General features: G+C 43.6%; 20 protein-coding genes. 17 read left to right on the plus strand and 3 right to left on the minus strand.

What is annotated here, in order from left to right; translation table 11 throughout:
• The first annotated feature begins 25 nt into the window (after positions 1–25).
• The 9 genes from murA (at position 26) to RIN70_RS04020 (ending at position 9,163) form a co-directional block, all read left to right on the plus strand.
• Positions 26–1,309: a UDP-N-acetylglucosamine 1-carboxyvinyltransferase gene (gene murA / locus RIN70_RS03980; RefSeq protein ID WP_049515168.1), complete on the plus strand. Its 1,284-nt coding sequence runs from the start codon at positions 26–28 to the stop codon at positions 1,307–1,309.
• Positions 1,299–1,487 (plus strand): DNA-directed RNA polymerase subunit beta, encoded by a 189-nt coding sequence (locus tag RIN70_RS03985; protein ID WP_003006464.1) that lies wholly within the window; start codon positions 1,299–1,301, stop codon positions 1,485–1,487. Before murA ends, RIN70_RS03985 begins: the two co-directional genes overlap by 11 nt.
• Before the next feature lie 83 nt (positions 1,488–1,570).
• Positions 1,571–2,410 carry a DNA/RNA non-specific endonuclease gene (locus tag RIN70_RS03990; protein WP_049515169.1) on the plus strand — a complete coding sequence of 280 codons (840 nt, stop codon included), beginning with the start codon at positions 1,571–1,573 and terminating at the stop codon, positions 2,408–2,410.
• An 81-nt stretch (positions 2,411–2,491) separates the two neighbouring features.
• On the plus strand, positions 2,492–3,214 hold the full coding sequence (locus tag RIN70_RS03995; protein WP_155199441.1) for a M57 family metalloprotease: 723 nt from the start codon (positions 2,492–2,494) through the stop codon (positions 3,212–3,214).
• 104 nt (positions 3,215–3,318) lie between these two features.
• The gene (locus tag RIN70_RS04000) at positions 3,319–5,226 is read left to right on the plus strand and encodes an ABC-F family ATP-binding cassette domain-containing protein (protein ID WP_045759258.1); all 1,908 of its coding nucleotides are present in this window, start codon (positions 3,319–3,321) and stop codon (positions 5,224–5,226) included.
• A gap of 204 nt (positions 5,227–5,430) precedes the next feature.
• Complete coding sequence (locus RIN70_RS04005) at positions 5,431–5,787, plus strand: hypothetical protein (protein ID WP_045759259.1); 357 nt, start codon at positions 5,431–5,433, stop codon at positions 5,785–5,787.
• 4 nt (positions 5,788–5,791) lie between these two features.
• Positions 5,792–6,667, plus strand: coding sequence for an XRE/MutR family transcriptional regulator (locus RIN70_RS04010; RefSeq protein ID WP_313790701.1), 876 nt, complete (start codon positions 5,792–5,794; stop codon positions 6,665–6,667).
• 21 nt (positions 6,668–6,688) lie between these two features.
• Entirely contained in the window at positions 6,689–7,867 is a 1,179-nt protein-coding gene (locus tag RIN70_RS04015; protein ID WP_045759261.1) for an MFS transporter, read from the plus strand.
• A 108-nt stretch (positions 7,868–7,975) separates the two neighbouring features.
• Positions 7,976–9,163, plus strand: a complete 1,188-nt coding sequence (locus RIN70_RS04020; RefSeq protein WP_045759262.1) for an MFS transporter — start codon at positions 7,976–7,978, stop codon at positions 9,161–9,163.
• A gap of 23 nt (positions 9,164–9,186) precedes the next feature.
• Here the strand turns inward: RIN70_RS04020 and RIN70_RS04025 are convergent, their stop codons facing one another.
• From RIN70_RS04025 to murT, 3 genes are read right to left on the minus strand one after another with little or no spacing between them, the layout of a single operon-like run.
• The gene (locus RIN70_RS04025) at positions 9,187–9,471 is read right to left on the minus strand and encodes a lipopolysaccharide assembly protein LapA domain-containing protein (protein WP_024056107.1); all 285 of its coding nucleotides are present in this window, start codon (positions 9,469–9,471) and stop codon (positions 9,187–9,189) included.
• A gap of 10 nt (positions 9,472–9,481) precedes the next feature.
• A complete protein-coding gene (gene gatD, locus RIN70_RS04030; protein ID WP_009732567.1) occupies positions 9,482–10,270 on the minus strand; it encodes a lipid II isoglutaminyl synthase subunit GatD in 789 nt (262 codons plus the stop codon).
• Entirely contained in the window at positions 10,270–11,613 is a 1,344-nt protein-coding gene (gene murT / locus RIN70_RS04035; RefSeq protein ID WP_201087659.1) for a lipid II isoglutaminyl synthase subunit MurT, read from the minus strand. The genes gatD and murT overlap by 1 nt, the downstream gene beginning before the upstream one ends.
• Positions 11,614–11,716: 103 nt before the next feature.
• Here murT and cdaA point away from each other — a divergent pair, with 103 nt between their 5' ends.
• From cdaA to RIN70_RS04075, 8 genes are all read left to right on the plus strand, one after another.
• Entirely contained in the window at positions 11,717–12,565 is an 849-nt protein-coding gene (gene cdaA / locus RIN70_RS04040) for a diadenylate cyclase CdaA (protein ID WP_023917718.1), read from the plus strand.
• Positions 12,562–13,311 carry a CdaR family protein gene (locus RIN70_RS04045; RefSeq protein ID WP_023917720.1) on the plus strand — a complete coding sequence of 250 codons (750 nt, stop codon included), beginning with the start codon at positions 12,562–12,564 and terminating at the stop codon, positions 13,309–13,311. The genes cdaA and RIN70_RS04045 overlap by 4 nt, the downstream gene beginning before the upstream one ends.
• A gap of 22 nt (positions 13,312–13,333) precedes the next feature.
• Positions 13,334–14,683, plus strand: a complete 1,350-nt coding sequence (gene glmM / locus RIN70_RS04050; protein ID WP_023917722.1) for a phosphoglucosamine mutase — start codon at positions 13,334–13,336, stop codon at positions 14,681–14,683.
• 47 nt (positions 14,684–14,730) lie between these two features.
• Positions 14,731–16,056, plus strand: coding sequence for an Ig-like domain-containing protein (locus tag RIN70_RS04055; protein ID WP_313790702.1), 1,326 nt, complete (start codon positions 14,731–14,733; stop codon positions 16,054–16,056).
• Positions 16,057–16,173: 117 nt separating this feature from the next.
• Positions 16,174–16,305: a DUF4044 domain-containing protein gene (locus RIN70_RS04060; RefSeq protein WP_003011566.1), complete on the plus strand. Its 132-nt coding sequence runs from the start codon at positions 16,174–16,176 to the stop codon at positions 16,303–16,305.
• Between the two features lie 33 nt (positions 16,306–16,338).
• On the plus strand, positions 16,339–17,652 hold the full coding sequence (gene obgE / locus RIN70_RS04065; protein WP_313790703.1) for a GTPase ObgE: 1,314 nt from the start codon (positions 16,339–16,341) through the stop codon (positions 17,650–17,652).
• Positions 17,653–17,703: 51 nt separating this feature from the next.
• Complete coding sequence (locus tag RIN70_RS04070) at positions 17,704–17,868, plus strand: hypothetical protein (RefSeq protein ID WP_003006512.1); 165 nt, start codon at positions 17,704–17,706, stop codon at positions 17,866–17,868.
• Positions 17,869–17,886: 18 nt separating this feature from the next.
• Positions 17,887–18,273, plus strand: coding sequence for a RidA family protein (locus RIN70_RS04075; RefSeq protein ID WP_049472168.1), 387 nt, complete (start codon positions 17,887–17,889; stop codon positions 18,271–18,273).
• Positions 18,274–18,319: the final 46 nt, after the last annotated feature.

Consider the following 18,319-nt stretch of genomic DNA (forward strand, 5'->3'; position numbering starts at 1 on the left):
TTAAGAAATTGGAGAACAATCCCGTATGGAAAAAATAATCGTTAATGGTGGTCATAATCGACTGGTTGGAACCGTCAAAATCGAAGGAGCAAAAAATGCTGTCCTTCCTCTTCTTGCTGCAACAGTTCTAGCAAGCGAGGGCGTGACAACCTTGAAAAATGTACCTGTTTTATCAGATGTCTTTACAATGAACAATGTTGTTCGTGGGTTGAATGCACAAGTAACCTTCAATGAAGAAGACAATACAGTTGTCGTAGATGCGCAAGCAAAATTATCAGAGGAAGCGCCTTATAAATATGTGAGTAAGATGCGGGCTTCTATCGTTGTCTTAGGTCCTGTCTTGGCACGCAATGGCCATGCCAAAGTTTCCATGCCTGGAGGATGTACGATCGGTAGTCGTCCGATTGACCTCCATCTCAAAGGTCTGGAAGCCATGGGAGCTGAAATTACCCAAACAGCCGGCTATATTGAAGCAAAAGCAGATCGTCTCAAAGGTGCACACGTCTATATGGACTTCCCATCAGTAGGTGCGACACAAAATATTATGATGGCCGCAACCTTGGCAGATGGAGTCACTGTGATTGAAAATGCAGCTCGGGAACCTGAAATTGTTGACCTAGCTCTCTTGCTGAATAAAATGGGGGCTAATGTTAAGGGAGCAGGAACTGAGACCTTGACCATCGTTGGTGTGGAGAGCTTGCACGGTGCAAACCACAATGTTGTGCAAGACCGCATCGAGGCTGGAACCTTTATGATTGGGGCAGCCATGACTGGTGGAGATGTCTTAATCGAAGATGCCATTTGGGAACACAACCGTCCGCTTCTATCTAAGATGCAGGAGATGGGTGTAACGGTAACCGAAGAAGAAAATGGAATTCGGATTCAATCGGATATCAGTAAGCTCCGTCCAGTGACCGTTAAAACTCTTCCCTACCCAGGATTTCCAACCGATATGCAGGCTCAATTCACAGCCTTGATGGCCATGGCTAAAGGTGAGTCTACCATGATTGAAACGGTCTTTGAGAATCGCTTCCAGCATTTGGAAGAAATGCGTCGGATGGGCGTTCACTCGGATATTATGCGGGATACAGCTCGTATCGTTGGAGGGGAAAGCTTCCAAGGTGCAGAGGTTATGTCGACCGATTTACGAGCAAGTGCAACCTTGGTCTTGATGGGCTTGGTAGCAGAAGGAGAAACAAAGGTCAGCAAATTAAGTCACTTAGATCGTGGTTATTATCAATTCCATGAGAAATTGGTGGCGCTAGGTGCAGACGTGAAACGTGTAGAGGAAGAAGACGATGAAAACTAATCTTCGCTATGTTGGAAAACAGCTAGGAATTGTCCTCCTGTTGGCTGTGATTGGAATCATCATTTTTGCAGTTGGTTTGGTCATTGGCTATGGAGTGATTGGCGATGGGAAAAATCCATGGTCCATTCTCTCTCCGGACACTTGGTCAGAGATCATTGGAAAGCTAACAGGCAAATAAGCTTTTAACTAAAATTGAGTAAAAAGGAGAGCAGCGAATCGAGTCAATGACCCATCTAGCGCTGCTCTTTTTTGGAGAGAGATATGGCAAAACAAACAGTAAGCAAACGAACCAAACAAACCCTAGCGGGCTTTGTGGTCGCAACGGCCCTAGCTATCGGGGGCTATTATTTTAATCAACCGACGGTGAAAGAAGCGACGGATCAGGTTGTTTCGGTGGTGACTAGTAGCCAACAAGAAACACCTAGTAAAGAGTTAGCTAGCTCTGTACTAACGAAATCTGCCCGTTCACAATTAGGGAATGACTTGGAATGGAACGGTGCTGGAGCCTTTGTAGTTAAGGGAAATCGCACAGATCTGGATGCCAGCGTGGCTAGTCAACCCTATGCGGATAACAAGACAAAAGAAGTGAATGGAAAGACCGTACCGACGGTTGCGAACGCTATTATGACCAAGGCGACTCGCCAGTACAGAGATCGGGATGCAACAGGTAGTGGCCTAACCGATTGGAAACCAGCAGGTTGGCATCAGGTCCATAATCTGTCAGGCGAGTATGACCATGCTGTGGATCGGGGCCACCTATTGGGCTACGCCTTGATCGGCAATCTCAAAGGTTTTGATGCCTCGACTAGCAATCCCAAAAATATCGCTGTGCAAACGGCTTGGTCCAATCAAGCCAATGATCCTCATTCCACCGGTCAAAACTACTATGAGACCCTGGTTCGAAAAGCACTGGATAAGAACAAGCGGATCCGCTATCGGGTGACCTTGATCTACAACCATCCAGAAGATCTGATTCCATTAGGATCACAGATCGAAGCCAAATCGAGTGATGGGAGCCTTGAGTTCAATGTCTTTGTTCCCAATGTTCAAAGTGGGATTAGCCTGGATTATCAGACAGGCAAAGTAACCGTTCATCAATAAGCTGGAAAGCGCAGTTATTTAAGTTATTTTTAAGAATGGGGTGTTACAATTGCATACCTTCTTTAAGAGAAAGGAGAATGTATGAGAACCATTTTTCGATTTTTCATAGGAATCCTTCGCATGGCTTGGAGTCTTTTTTGGGGATTTTTCTGGACCATTGCCATCAGTTTTCTCGTTCTAGTGGGGATCATCTATTTTACAGATTCTCCTAGTTCTGGTATGGATGGATTTGGACGAGCTGCCCAAAAGGTTGTCTATCAAGTCGGCAATTTATTTGGAGATCAGGGGTTTGCATCGCGCTTTGGGATGGCACCTAGCTCACAGACTACGCAGACAGACAATCATGAGCATAGCGGTGCTCGCTGGGAGAAAGCGGAGGCCACGGTCTACCTGGATCCCAATATCAGTCAAACTTTTGTAAAAGCTTATCGGGATGCTATTGAGGCTTGGAACCAAACAGGCGCCTTTACCTTCAAGTTGGTTACAAATGAAAAAGAGGCTAATGTGGTCTTGACGGAAATGGATAACGCATCCGTTTCTGCTGCAGGAGAGACTGCCTCTCAGACCAACCTCTTAACCAACCGCTTCACCCACATCACAGTGCGTCTCAATCGCCATTATCTTTTAAATTATGTCTATAACTATAGTTATGATCGGATTGTCAATACAGCTGAGCATGAGTTAGGCCATGCGATTGGGCTGGACCACACTGATGGAGAATCGGTCATGCAACCGGCTGGTTCCTTCTACAGTATTCAGGATACAGATGTGGAAGCAGTCCGACAATTATACAAGGAAGAATAAGTTTTAAAATACTTTCTAAAAGTTCTGAGCCTCAAGGGGCTCAGGATTTTTTTGATGGCTCGTCTTTCCTTGTTTAATCTGAAAAAAGATAGTAAAATAAGGACATGATTATTTTACAAGCCAACAAAATTGAACGCTCTTTTGCAGGGGAGGTTCTTTTTGATAATATCAGCCTGCAAGTGGATGAACGGGACCGGATTGCCCTGGTAGGAAAGAACGGAGCCGGCAAGTCTACGCTCTTGAAAATCTTGGTGGGAGAAGAAGAACCAACTTCTGGGGAAATCAATAAAAAGCGCGACCTTTCCCTCTCCTATCTGGCCCAGGATAGCCGCTTTGAGTCGTCCAATACCATCTACGATGAGATGCTCCATGTCTTTGACGACCTCCGTAAAACGGAGAAAACTTTGCGGCAGATGGAGCTTGAGATGGGGGAAAAAACTGGGGCTGACTTAGAAAAACTCATGCAGGACTATGACCGTCTCTCGGAAGAATTCCGTCAGGCAGGTGGCTTCACCTATGAAGCAGATATCCGCGCGATTCTCAACGGCTTTAAGTTCGATGAGTCCATGTGGCAGATGAAGATTGAAGAGCTATCAGGAGGGCAAAATACCCGTCTAGCTCTGGCCAAGATGCTTCTAGAAAAACCAAATCTCTTGGTACTGGACGAGCCGACCAACCACTTGGATATTGAGACCATCGCCTGGTTGGAAAACTATTTGGTCAATTATAGCGGGGCCCTTCTCATTGTCAGCCACGACCGGTATTTCCTAGACAAGGTCGCCACCATTACACTGGACTTGACCAAGCATTCCTTGGACCGCTATGTCGGCAATTACTCCAGCTTTGTCGAGCAAAAAGAACAAAAATTGCTGACTGAAGCCAAGAACTACGAGAAGCAACAAAAAGAAATTGCAGCTCTGGAAGACTTTGTTAATCGTAATTTGGTGCGGGCTTCGACTACCAAGCGAGCCCAGTCTCGGCGCAAGCAGTTGGAAAAAATGGAGCGTCTAGACAAGCCGGAAGCTGGAAGTAAGTCTGCCCATATGACCTTCCATTCTGATAAGACCTCGGGAAATGTCGTCCTGACAGTAGAAGAGGCAGCCGTCGGCTATGACGATCAAATCCTGTCAGAGCCCATCAATCTGGATATCCGCAAGATGAATGCGGTCGCTATTGTGGGACCAAATGGGATCGGGAAATCTACTCTTATCAAGTCCATCGTCGGGCAGATTCCTTTTATCAAGGGTGAAGCTCGTTTTGGGGCCAATGTCGAGGTGGGTTACTATGACCAGACCCAAAGTAAACTAACGCCTCACAACAGTGTCTTGGATGAGCTCTGGAATGACTTTAAACTGACGCCAGAAGTAGAAATTCGCAATCGACTGGGAGCCTTTCTTTTCTCTGGGGATGATGTCAAGAAAACCGTCGGCATGCTGTCGGGTGGAGAGCGGGCCCGCTTGCTTCTAGCCAAGCTGTCCATGGAAAATAACAATTTTTTGATTCTCGACGAGCCGACCAACCATTTGGATATCGATAGCAAGGAAGTGCTAGAAAATGCCTTGATTGACTTTGACGGGACCCTGCTCTTTGTCAGCCACGACCGTTACTTTATCAATCGGGTGGCTACACAAGTCTTGGAACTCTCAGAAGAGGGCTCAACTCTTTACCTAGGAGACTACGATTATTATCTGGAGAAGAAAGCAGAGTTAGAGGCCCTTGCTGCAGCACAAGCAGAAGCTGTGCCTGTTTCTTCGACCGAAGAAGGCACCAGCAATGATTATCACTTGCAGAAGCAAAACCAGAAGGAACTCCGGAAAATCACTCGTCGCATTGAGCAATTGGAAGCGGAGATGGAAGAGCTGGATCAAAAAATCCAAGAAATCAGCGAAACTATGCATAGCACCAACGACGCAGCCGACTTGGTTCAACTCCAAAGCGAGCTGGATCAACTGACTGTCCAGCAGGAAGCGGTCATGGAAGAGTGGGCAGAACTGTCAGAGCAGGTGGAATAAATGGAAGATTTGGGCAAAGTTTTCGTGAATTTCGAATTAATAAGAATTACACGTTGAAAGAAGTTGCGGGCCACTGACGTTTGCGAACTCATGGAGAGCCAGTAGCAAATCGACCAGCTGAGCGCCGCCCAAGAAGAAGCCGAGCTAGAATGGGAAGAACTAGCGCAGTAAGTATAGTTTTCTAATTTGTATAAGGAGAACATTATGGCGACTGAAAATGATTGGTTTATGAAGCAGGTTAAAGGTGTAGCCGACATGATTGGTACAACTTTGCGCCTACAGATTCAAAATTTAGATTTGGGGCAGTATGAAGATGAGGAAGGAAGACTCATCAACGGGGCTCACTATCTTCAGCAAGTTCTAGAAGAGCAGCGCTTTGCAGAGGCCATTTCTTTTGTTGAAGAGCAGATGAAACGCCTACCTCTTCATCAGTATGATCTATTGGTTGATTGGCTGATTTCCTACTTAAGACAATTAGATGTTTCCGTGAAAGAAGATCTAGGATTCTACGAAGGGTACTTGCAAGAGTTAGAAAGGCACTTAAAGGAATTTAAGTGGTAATCAAATGGAAGATTTAGGCAAAGTTTTTCGTGAATTTCGAATCAGTAAGAATTATTCGTTGAAAGAAGCTGCAGGAGAGGCTTGCTCGACCTCCCAGTTATCCCGTTTTGAATTGGGGGAGTCGGATCTGGCTGCTTCGCGCTTCTTTGACATTTTGGACAATATCCATGTGACAATTGAGAATTTTATGGATAAGGCCAGAAATTTTCAACACCATGAGCATGTCGCCTTAATGGCTCAGATTATTCCACTTTACTATTCAAATGATATTGCAGGTTTTCAAAAGCTTCAAAGAGAACAACTTGAAAAAGCCAAACATTCCACCAATCCCCTCTATTTTGAGCTGAACTGGATCCTGCTACAAGGCCTGATTTGCCAGAGAGATGCCAGCTACACGATGAAGCAGCGTGATCTGGATAAGGTGGCAGATTACCTCTTTCAAACGGAAGAGTGGACCATGTATGAGTTGATCCTCTTTGGCAATCTCTACAGCTTTTATGAGGTGGACTATGTCACACGGCTTGGGAGAGAAGTGATGGAGCGTGAAGATTTCTACAAAGAAATTGGTCGCCATCGAAAACTGGTCTTGATTCTGGCTCTGAATTGTTACCAGCATTGTTTAGAACACTGTTCTTTTGAAAATGCCATCTATTTTGAAGCCTATGTAGAAAAGATTATCGGCAAGAGCATCAAGCTCTACGAACGCAATGTCTTTCATTATCTCAAGGGATTTGAACTCTATCAAAAGGGGCAAACAGAAGAAGGGCGGCAGCAAATGCAGGAAGCCATGCATATTTTTGACGTGCTGGGACTGCCAGAGCAGGTGGCCTATTATCAAGAACACTTTGATAAATTTGTAAAAAATGAATGTTCTAAATAGGACAGTGATAAAGGAGATTTTATGAACCGACATGCGGTCCAATTAATTAGTCGTGGAGCGATTAACAAAATTGGAAATATGCTCTATGATTATGGGAATAGTGTCTGGCTGGCCTCGATGGGTACTATAGGAAAGACGGTATTAGGGATCTATCAGATTTCTGAGTTAGTGACAGGGATTCTCGTGAATCCTTTTGGAGGAGTGATTTCAGACCGTTTTTCTCGTCGCAAGATTTTGATGACGACCGACTTGGTTTGTGGGCTCCTTTGTTTGGCGATTTCTTTTATCACAAATGATAGCTTGATGATTGCGGCTCTTATTTTTGCCAATATTGTTCAGGCCATTGCCTTTGGTTTTTCTCGACCTGCCAATAAAGCCATTATTACCGAGGTAGTAGAGAAAGAAGAGATTGTGACCTATAACGCTCACTTGGAATTAGTCTTACAGGTTGTTAGTGTCTGTTCTCCCGTGTTTTCTTTCCTAGTTCTACAATTTGCCAGTCTTCATATGACCCTCTTATTAGATGCGCTGACCTTTTTCATTGCCTTTGTCCTAGTGGCTTTCCTTCCGAAAGAAGAAGCTAAGGTGCAAGAAAGGAGACAGTTTACCGGGAAAGATATTTTTTCTGATATCAAGGATGGGTTAGACTATATCTGGCATCAGAAAGAGATTTTCTTTCTATTATTGGTGGCTTCTAGCGTCAATTTCTTTTTTGCAGCTTTTGAGTTTTTACTTCCCTTCTCGAATCGTCTATACGGGGTTAAAGGAGCTTATGCGACCATTTTAACGCTGGGAGCTATTGGATCTATTCTAGGAGCACTTGTTGCCAATAAAATGAAATCAAGTATGAAAATTCTCCTGTTTTTACTGATCATGGCAGGGATAGGAGTGTTCATAATGGGCTTGCCCCTTCCGCCTTATCTTTCCTTTTCAGGAAATTTGGTCTGTGAATTTTTTGTGACCATTTTCGACATCCACGTTTTTACTCAAGTACAAACCAAGGTGGAAGATGATTATCTAGGTAGAGTATTGAGCACAATTTATACCTTGGCTGTTCTCTTTATGCCCATCGCCAAAGGTTTGATGACTTGGTTGCCAAGCGTCCGTATGAAATCATTTCTCTTGATTGGAGCTGGGGTTATTCTCTTTTCACTCTTGGCTCAGCTAGTAGCTAAGCAACTTCAATCAAAAGAACAGTAGGGATCCTTTGATAAATTTGTAAAGCATTAATTTTCCCAAATAGGGGACAAAATGAAAACCTCTTTCATGAACTGATACAATAGTTTCAGAAAATGAAGGAGGTTTTTTATGAATCGACATGCTATCCAGTTGATTGCTCGTGGGGCGATCAATAGAATGGGAAATATGCTCTATGACTATGGGAACAGTGTTTGGCTGGCTTCGATGGGGACGGTAGGAAAGACAGTGTTGGGGATTTATCAGATTTCTGAACTCGTCACCTCCATTCTAGTCAATCCATTTGGAGGCGTGATCTCAGACCGTTTTTCCCGTCGCAAGATTTTGATGACGACCGACTTGGTTTGTGGTCTCCTTTGTTTGGGAATTTCTTTTATCACAAATGATAGCTTGATGATTGCAGGCCTGATTGTTGCCAATATTGTCCAGGCCATTGCTTTTGCTTTCTCTCGTACGGCTAATAAAGCCATTATCACAGAAGTTGTAGAAAAGGATGAGATTGTGACCTATAATGCCCGCTTGGAGTTGACCTTACAAGTGGTCGGTGTTAGTTCTCCTGTGTTCTCTTTCCTTGTTTTACAATTTGCCAGTCTCCATGCGACTCTCTTACTAGATGCGCTAACTTTTTTCATCGCCTTTGTTCTGGTCGCTTTCCTTCCGAAAGAAGAAGCCAAGGTTCAGGAAAAGAAACGGCTTACGGGAAAAGATATTTTTTCGGATATGAAGGATGGATTGCACTATATCTGGCATCAGAAAGAGATTTTCTTTCTCTTGTTGGTGGCTTCCAGCGTCAATTTCTTTTTTGCAGCTTTTGAGTTTTTGATTCCTTTTTCGAATCGCCTTTACGGGGTCAAAGGAGCATATGCGACCATCTTAACCTTGGGCGCTATTGGCTCTATCATCGGAGCCTTGATTGCTAATAAATTTAAATCAAGCATGGAAATGCTACTTTTCTTATTGATTTTAACAGGAGTAGGAGTCTTCATGATGGGCTTGCCCCTTCCGCCTCTTCTTTCCTTTTCTGGAAATCTAGTCTGTGAGCTCTTTATGACAATTTTTAACATCCACTTTTTTACCCAGGTTCAAACCAAGGTAGAAGGAGACTATCTGGGCCGGGTCTTAAGCACCATTTTTACCTTGGCCATTCTCTTTATGCCTGTGGCTAAAGGCTTGATGACCTGGTTGCCAAGTGTCCGTGTAGAATCTTTTCTCTTGATAGGAGCTGGCGTCATCCTCTTTTCACTCTTAGCACAAGTAGTCGCCAAGAAATTACAAGCAAAAGAAGGTACATCAGCATAAAAAAAGCACCGATCGGTGCTTTTTTAGTTGTTATTTTTTTCTTCTATTTTAACTTCTTTCTTTTCTTCCTCCAGTTGCTTTTGAGTGCTCTTGAGTTCTTTTTTTAGGGAGAAGCCCTTTGAAAAATTAACCAAGGTCATGACAAATGCACCCAAGAGGACACAGAGCAAGATCAGAATGATCAAGGGCAATTTAAATTGGACCAAGAGGAAATTCACAGTGACTGATTGCATGTTTGCAAGGGAAATACCAGCAATCAATAAAATTAAAAGTAATAAAGCAATGTAGTGTAGATTATTTTTGTTCATCATTATCTCCTTATTGTTCAGCAGGGGCCTTGCTTTTCACATCAGCGTACTCTTCCGGCTGCTCTAGGCTTAGAATCTCCTCATAAGCCGGTAGGGAAAGGTCCTTGCCATATTTATTTTTTAAAGCAGTGCTCACTAGTCGATAGGCCAAATTGGCATTTCGGGACAAGATAGGACCGTGGAAGTAGCTGCCAAAGACGTTCTTGTAATGAACCCCTTCGCACCCATCTTCTTTGTTGTTCCCATTTCCATAGACGACCTTACCCAGCGGTTTTTCATCCTCAGCCAAGAAGGTCCGACCTTGGTGGTTTTCAAAACCATAATAGGTTTCGTTAAATTCTTCGTTATGGATTTTGATATCACCGATATAGCGGTTGTTGACTTGGTTGAGCGTATAGTGGCCCATAATGCCAAGTCCCTCAATGCGTTTGCCAGAAGCTTCAATGTAGTATTGGCCTAGAAGCTGAAAGCCACCACAGATAGCAAGGACTACACCATCGTCATGAATGAAGCGTTCGAGGTCTTCTTTTTTATCTGGTAGATCCTCGGATACAATGGTCTGTTCGTAGTCTTGCCCGCCGCCGAAAAAGGCGATATCGTAGGCATCAGGGTCGAACCGGTCTTTGAGAGAGACGATATCAACAGTGACATGGGCTCCAAGCTTTTCCGCAACGTACTTGAGCATGAGGATATTCCCATTGTCCCCATAGGTATTCATTAAGTTGCCATAGAGATGGGCAATACGCAGGCTGTAGGGATACTGTGCCTGATCAGAAGATTCTAGGGAAGTATAAGTCATTAGTGCATCTCCTTTTCAATCAGGTGTTCTTGGGCCAAAAGTTCACGGAATTCTAGCATGGCTGTATAGGTAGCTAAAATGTAAGCGTGAGGGGTTTCCTGTTGCTGGATGCGTTGGAAAACCTCTTTTAATTCAGCCATTTCTGTGATCTTTTCTGCAGGATAGCCAGTGACCCGAAGTCGCCGAGCAATCTCAGAGTGGCGCACCCCGCCAGCGTTGATCTCTGGAATGTCCATCTGAGTGATTTGCTCGAAGTCGGCATCCCAAATCCAGCTGGTATCAATCCCATCTGCATAATTCGCATTGAGGAGAACCGACAAGCTAAAGGGATAAGGGGCTAGTTTGATCATTTCAATGGCTTGGGTCGCACCAACCGGATTTTTAATCAGGACTAGGGTACATTCCTTATCCCCAATCTTAAAGGTTTCCTGGCGACCAAAGACAGCGCGACTGCGATCAAATCCTTGCTTAATCACTTCAGGTTGAACCCCAAAGAATCCAGCAACGGAAACAGCTGCTAAGGCATTATAGATGTTGTAGAGACCACCGATATTGATGTGGTAATCTTGCCCTTGGATCCGGAATTGGGAAGAGCGCTGGGTTAATGAGAGGAGATCCGATACGGCATAAGTCAGAGAAGGCCTGTGGAAACCACAGTGCTCACAGATATAATCCCCAAGATTAGCATAGGTATTGAGCTTGTACTTGAGGATGTTGTGGCAATGCGGGCACAGGATTCCTTCCGTATTGTAATGAGCTAGTTGTGGCTCTGATTTGTCAGTATCAAATCCATAATATTGGATCGGATTGGATAAGGTCTGACTATTAAAGAGCGGACTATCACCATTTAACAAGACTGTTGCAGTTGGGACCTTGTGAATAGCATCCAAAATCATTTGGTAGGTCGTATAGATCTCTCCATAGCGGTCCATCTGGTCCCGGAAAATATTAGTGACCACAAAAAGGCTGGGCTTAATATAATCACAAATCCGAGAGAGGCTGGCCTCGTCAATTTCAAGTACCGCAATCGGTCGATTTGCTTTCGAATGCTTAGCACGTAAGAAGGTCGTTGTAATCCCAGAGATCATATTGGCCCCACTTGGATTGGTCAAAATAGGTCCAAAAGCTTCTTGGAGAATACCTACTGTTAGCGCAGTGGTCAGGGTTTTTCCATTTGTCCCTGTAATCACAACAATCTCATAGTTTTTTGCCAGTTGACTGAGAATATCTTTATCAAATTTGAGGGCTACTTTACCTGGTAGGGTTGATCCCCGCCCCATCTTTTCTAGAATAGAGCCGGAAAGCTTTCCTGCCAGAAGGCCCAAGGTTGTATTTATCTTCATAAATCATATTTTATCATAAAAAGCATCAGAAGGTTACAGAAAAATCTGTTGAAACGTGTTATAATAAGATGATGTCTTTTAGAGAAGTGGTAGGTATGAGAATATGAATATTCAACAGTTTTCAAATCCACAATTTTGGACCAGTTTGTTCCCAAATTGGTGGAGTGTTATTATCAATATCATCGATATTGCCCTGGTGGCTTGGTTGCTGTATTTTTTGATCAAGGCCATCGTCGGGACCAAGATCATGATTTTGGTGCGTGGAGTTATTATCTTTTTCTTGGCTCAATTTTTAGCCAATTTTTTGGGTTTAACGACTATTTCTTGGCTGATCAATCAAGTGATTACCTATGGGGTTATCGCGCTGGTTGTGATTTTCTCCCCTGAAATTCGGATTGGCTTAGAGCGTTTAGGTCGGGCGACAGAATTTTTTACGACGAGTGAAGTCAGTCAGGAAGAGAAAATGGTACAGGCCTATGTCAAGGCAGTGGCTTATATGAGCCCACGTAAGATTGGTGCCTTGGTAGCTATTCAAGGGGCCAGAACCCTTCAGGAATACATTTCCACAGGGATTCCACTAGATGCGGAAATTTCAGGAGAATTGCTGATTAATATCTTCATTCCTAATACTCCTTTGCACGATGGAGCGGTCATTGTCCGCAATGATAAAATTGCCGTTTCTTGTGCCTACCTGCCCTTGACGGAAAATACCGGAATTTCAAAAGAGTTCGGAACGCGTCACCGCGCAGCCATTGGTTTGTCTGAAGTTTCGGATGCCTTTACCTTTGTGGTATCAGAAGAAACGGGCGGGATCTCTATGACCTATAATGGAACCTTCCGACACGATTTAACTTTAGAAGAGTTCGAGGCAGAATTGAGATCCTTCTTGGTTCCTGAAGAGAATAAAACGAGTAGTTGGAAAGAGCGTCTATTTGGGAGGGTGACAAAATGAGATCGAAAAAAGAATTTCTTTATGTTTTTGCCTCCGTCTTATTGTCCTTTATCTTGTTTATTAATGCGTCATCCTTTAATTTTCAAAATAATAGCAGCGCTAGACAAGTAAGTTCAGAGACCTACACCAATACCTTGACCAATATTCCGATTGATGCCAAGTACAATGACAAGACATACTTTGTCAGTGGGTTAACATCGGAAGTAACAGTCTTTCTAAAGGGTTCAAACCGGGTCGCTCTAGCAAGCGAAATGCAGCCGGGAACTCGGAAGTTTCGCGTGGTAGCGGATCTTCGTAAGGCCAAGGAAGGTACCGTTGAAGTGCCGTTGATTGTGGAAGATCTTCCGGCTGGTTTGACCGCAACCGTAGAGCCTCAGAAAGTTTCTGTAAAAATCGGGAAGAAAGCGAAAAAATCGTTTGCGGTCAGGGCTACGATCCCGGACAATCAAATTGTGGATGGAATAACGGTTTCGGATATTTCTCTTGAAACCACCAAGGTAGAAGTGACCAGCGATCAAGAAACCTTGAGTCGCATTGATCATGTCCAAGCGGTCTTCCCATCCAGTGAGATCATTAGTGGAAATTATAGCGGAACTATTTCCTTAAATGCAGTAGATGCCCAAGGAAATGTTCTACCAGGTTTGGTCAAGCCGAGTGAAACACGGATTCAAGTGACCACAAAGAGTAGCTCGTCTACGTCAAGCTCAAGCAGCTCGTCGTCGACCTCCTCCAGTTCAAGTAATTAGAAAGTAAAAAAGGTAATGAAGAATGGGTAAATATTTTGGGACGGACGGTGTCCGTGGAGAAGCAAATGTAGAATTAACGCCAGAATTGGCTTTTAAACTAGGCCGTTTCGGTGGCTATGTGTTGAGCCAACATGAAGAAGAAACACCCTTGGTATTTGTTGGACGTGATACGCGTATTTCTGGTGAAATGTTAGAGCATGCCTTAATTGCTGGCCTCTTATCTGTTGGAATTCGCGTCTACAAGTTGGGTGTGATTGCAACGCCAGGTGTTGCTTATCTAGTTCGTACGGAAAAAGCCAGTGCCGGAGTTATGATTTCTGCTAGCCACAATCCAGCCTTGGACAATGGCATCAAATTCTTTGGTGGTGATGGCTTCAAATTGGATGATGATCGCGAACTTGAAATTGAAGCCTTGCTTGATGCTGCTGAAGATACCCTTCCACGTCCAAGTGCCCAAGGTTTAGGAACGGTCATGGAATATCCAGAAGGCTTGCGTAAGTATCAAGAATTCCTTGTATCGACAGGTGTCCAACTCGAGGGCATGCACGTAGTCTTAGATACAGCAAATGGTGCAGCCTCTACTAGTGCCCGTCAAATCTTTGCAGATCTGGGAGCTCAATTGACCGTCATCGGTGAAAACCCAGATGGTTTGAACATCAATGATGGGGTTGGTTCTACTCACCCAGAGCATTTGCAAGAGAAAGTCAAAGAAGTAGGCGCAGCGATTGGTCTAGCCTTTGACGGAGACAGCGATCGCTTGATTGCAGTGGATGAAAATGGAGAGATCGTTGACGGGGATAAGATCATGTACATCATCGGTTCTTATCTTTCAAGCAAAGGCTTGCTCGAAAAAAATACGATCGTCACAACCGTCATGTCCAATCTCGGCTTCCACAAGGCATTAGATGCGAAGGGAATTCAAAAAGAAATCACAGCTGTTGGAGATCGTTATGTGGTCGAAGAGATGCGCAAGTCTGGTTACAACCTTGGTGGTGAACAATCCGGTCACGTCGTCATCATGGATTACAACACGACTGGTGATGGTCAATTAACAGGAGTTCAATTGACTAAAATCATGCAAGAAACCGGCAAGAAATTATCTGAATTGGCTGCTGAAGTAACCATTTATCCACAAAAACTCGTCAATATCCGGGTTGAAAATAGCATGAAAGATAAGGCGATGGAAGTACCTGCTATTCGTGAAATCATTGAAAAAATGGAAGCGGAGATGGCAGGAAATGGACGTATTTTGGTACGTCCAAGTGGAACTGAACCCCTCCTTCGAGTGATGGCAGAAGCACCAACCCATGAAGAAGTGGACTACTATGTAGATACCATTGCTGCAGTTGTTCAAGCAGAAATCGGACTTTAACCTTGTAAAAAACATGGCTCGCAAATAGGCGAGCAGAGGAGGTATATATGAAACAGGTTCGTCAAATTGTATGGGCACTTGCCTTAGTGCTAACGATTCTATTCACAGCTGGTTTGACTAAAACAATACATGCTGCAGAAGTCTCATCATATACACAGACAGCACGTCTAACGAAAGACGGTAACACGCTAACAAATGGGAGCAAGGTGTTGACAAATGAAAAATTGTCAGCAAGTATTTATTTAGCCTTTCCAGATTCGCAAACTATTCAAGCTGGTGATACCTTAACTCTTAGTTTGCCAAAAGAATTAGCCCTCTACACAGCACTGGAATTCAATGTTCTTGAGGAAGGTCAATCAAATGGTCAGACGGTGGGGAAAGCTGTCGTTGATACAGCTAAGAAAACAGTGACCGTTACCTTTAATGATTATTTCGCATCTCATCCACTCAACAAACGAGTTGCTCTTCATTTTGATGTAAAAGTAGACTCAGAAGTAGTTACAAAAACTTCTCCAATCCAGTTTAAACTAGGAAATACAGATTTTTCATTTAATTATGAAAAAACAGCTGGAGAAGCTGGAGACTATGAGATGAAATACGGTTACCAAGATAAGTCTGATCCAACCATTATCAAATGGCGGATTCTCTTAAATGCTCGCCAAGATATGCTTCGTGGAATGGTCATTAAAGACCAATTCGGAGATGGCTTAACATTGGTTGAAGGTAGCTTACGCGCTGTTCGTTATGCTCCTGTAGAAGGTGGGATTAAGAACGAAGCTCAGATATTAAGTCTCCCAGTTCTGGATAACTTTACTAAAAAAGCTGTTTTCAATAAGAATGCAGATGGAAAGATCACTGGTTTTACAATTGAATTTGGTGATAATTACAATTGGCCAATGTATATTGAATATTCTACAAAAGTGGCACCTGGAACGAAAGTCGGTGATGTTGTCCATAATACATTAACATGGACAGCAACCAATTTCCCAGCACCGCGTAGTTTAACCCGTGAATTGAGATTGGAATCAGGAACCGGAGAGGGATTAGGTGAGAAAGAACAAACACCACCGACACCTAGCTCAACCTCCTCATCAAGTTCTAGTTCTTCATCAAGCTCTAGTTCTTCATCAAGCTCTAGTTCTTCATCAAGCTCATCATCTTCAACGAGTTCCAGTTCTAAATCGAACTCAACATCCACATCAAGTTCTTCATTGAAATCATCTTCATCTTCTGTTAAAGAAGAAGCCCCAAAACCTGGTAAGAAAAAAGTTCTTCCAAGTACAGGTGAAAAGATGACACCGGTAGTTCTTGTCATGGGTGTCTTCCTAGCAATTCTATCGGTTGGTATTTTACGTGTAAGAAAAGATTCTTAATATGATCAATGAAAGATCAGACTTCTGTCTGGTCTTTTTGTGTAGGCTCGATTTGAAAAATCCCCTATTTCGTGGTAAAATAGGGCTAATGAATTTATAGTAATCGAGGTATTAGAAGTGGCTTTTGGAGATAACGGAAAACGTAAAAAAACACCATTTGAAATGATCACGATGGTGGTCATTGTGATTATGTTGATTGTAACGGTTGGTGCAATATTTGCAACCGCAATTGGTGCTCTTTCTTACTAAGACGCACACAGAAATAAAGGAAATCATCTATTTATGAGTATGTTTTTAGATACAGCCAAGATTAAGGTCAAGGCTGGAAATGGCGGCGATGGCATGGTGGCTTTTCGTCGCGAAAAATATGTCCCTAATGGCGGACCTTGGGGTGGTGATGGAGGTCGTGGTGGCAATGTCATCTTCGTAGTAGACGAAGGCTTGCGTACCTTGATGGACTTCCGTTATAACAGGCATTTCAAAGCCCAAAATGGGGAAAAAGGAATGACCAAAGGGATGCACGGACGGGGAGCAGAAGATCTCTATGTACGAGTCCCTCAAGGAACGACCGTCCGAGATGCTGAGACTGGCAAGGTCATTACGGACCTAGTCGAGGATGGACAAGAGTACATTGTTGCCCACGGTGGCCGTGGCGGACGTGGAAACATTCGTTTTGCCACTCCTAAAAATCCAGCCCCAGAGATTTCTGAGAATGGGGAGCCTGGTCAGGAACGCGAACTCGAATTAGAACTCAAGGTCTTGGCAGACGTTGGTTTGGTTGGCTTTCCTTCTGTTGGGAAATCAACCCTTCTTAGTGTCATTACTTCAGCCAAACCAAAAATTGGTGCCTATCATTTTACAACCATCGTTCCAAATTTGGGCATGGTTCGGACACCGTCAGGTGAATCCTTTGCAGTCGCGGACCTTCCTGGATTGATCGAAGGGGCTAGCCAAGGTGTCGGACTCGGAACCCAGTTCCTTCGTCACATCGAGCGCACCCGGGTTATCTTGCATGTTATTGATATGTCAGCCAGTGAAGGACGCGACCCTTACGAAGATTATATTCAAATCAATAAAGAGCTTGAAACCTATAATCTTCGTTTGATGGAACGTCCTCAGATTATCGTGGCAAATAAGATGGATATGCCGGAGAGTCAAGAAAACTTGAAAGAGTTCAAGAAGAAATTGGCAGCCAATTACGATGAGTTTGATGAACTGCCACAGATTTTCCCGATCTCTAGTTTGGCGCATCAAGGTTTGGACAATTTGTTAGAAGCAACGGCAGAATTGTTAGACAAAACACCAGAATTCCTCTTGTATTCAGAAGACGAAATGGCTCAAGAAGAAGTCTACTATGGCTTTGATGAAGACCAGCCAGCCTTTGACATCAGTCGGGATGACGATGCCGCTTGGGTCTTGTCTGGTGAAAAACTTGAAAAACTCTTTAATATGACGAATTTCGATCGTGATGAAGCGGTCATGAAATTTGCTCGTCAATTGCGTGGCATGGGTGTTGATGAAGCTCTCCGTGCGCGTGGGGCAAAAGATGGCGATATCGTCCGGATCGGTAAATTTGAATTTGAGTTTGTAGATTAGGATAGATCCCCAGCGGATCAAGGATTCCAAATAAGAAGTGAGGCTTTTTCAGTGGGAGATAAACCAATATCTTTTCGAGATGAAAATGGAAATTTTGTTTCAGCAGCCGATGTTTGGAATGCTGAAAAACTAGAAGAACTCTTTAATACGCTAAATCCTAAGCGCAAATTGCGCTTACAAAGGGAAAAATTAGCAAAAGAAAATCAGCAGAAGTAAATAGACTTGGAGAATACTATGGCAAAAACAATTCATACAGATAAAGCACCTGCAGCAATTGGACCTTATGTTCAAGGGAAAATCGTAGGGAATCTTCTCTTTGCAAGTGGACAAGTTCCCTTGTCACCTGAAACAGGTGAAATCATTGGAGAAACCATCCAAGAACAAACAGAGCAAGTCTTAAAGAACATTGGGGCTATTTTGGAAGAGGCAGGGACAGACTTTGACCACGTGGTGAAAACCACTTGTTTCTTAAGTGATATGAATGACTTTGTACCTTTTAATGAGGTCTATAAAACAGTTTTTACCACAGAGTTTCCAGCTCGATCTGCTGTTGAAGTAGCACGCCTGCCACGTGATGTGAAGGTTGAAATTGAAGTTATTGCGGAAATCAAAGCCAAATAACCATTCAAAGACAAAAAGACAGAGTGGAGAGCAGGAAACTGTAGGC

It is taken from the genome of Streptococcus parasanguinis (assembly GCF_032163505.1).
Taxonomy (GTDB): Bacteria; Bacillota; Bacilli; order Lactobacillales; family Streptococcaceae; genus Streptococcus; species Streptococcus parasanguinis_V.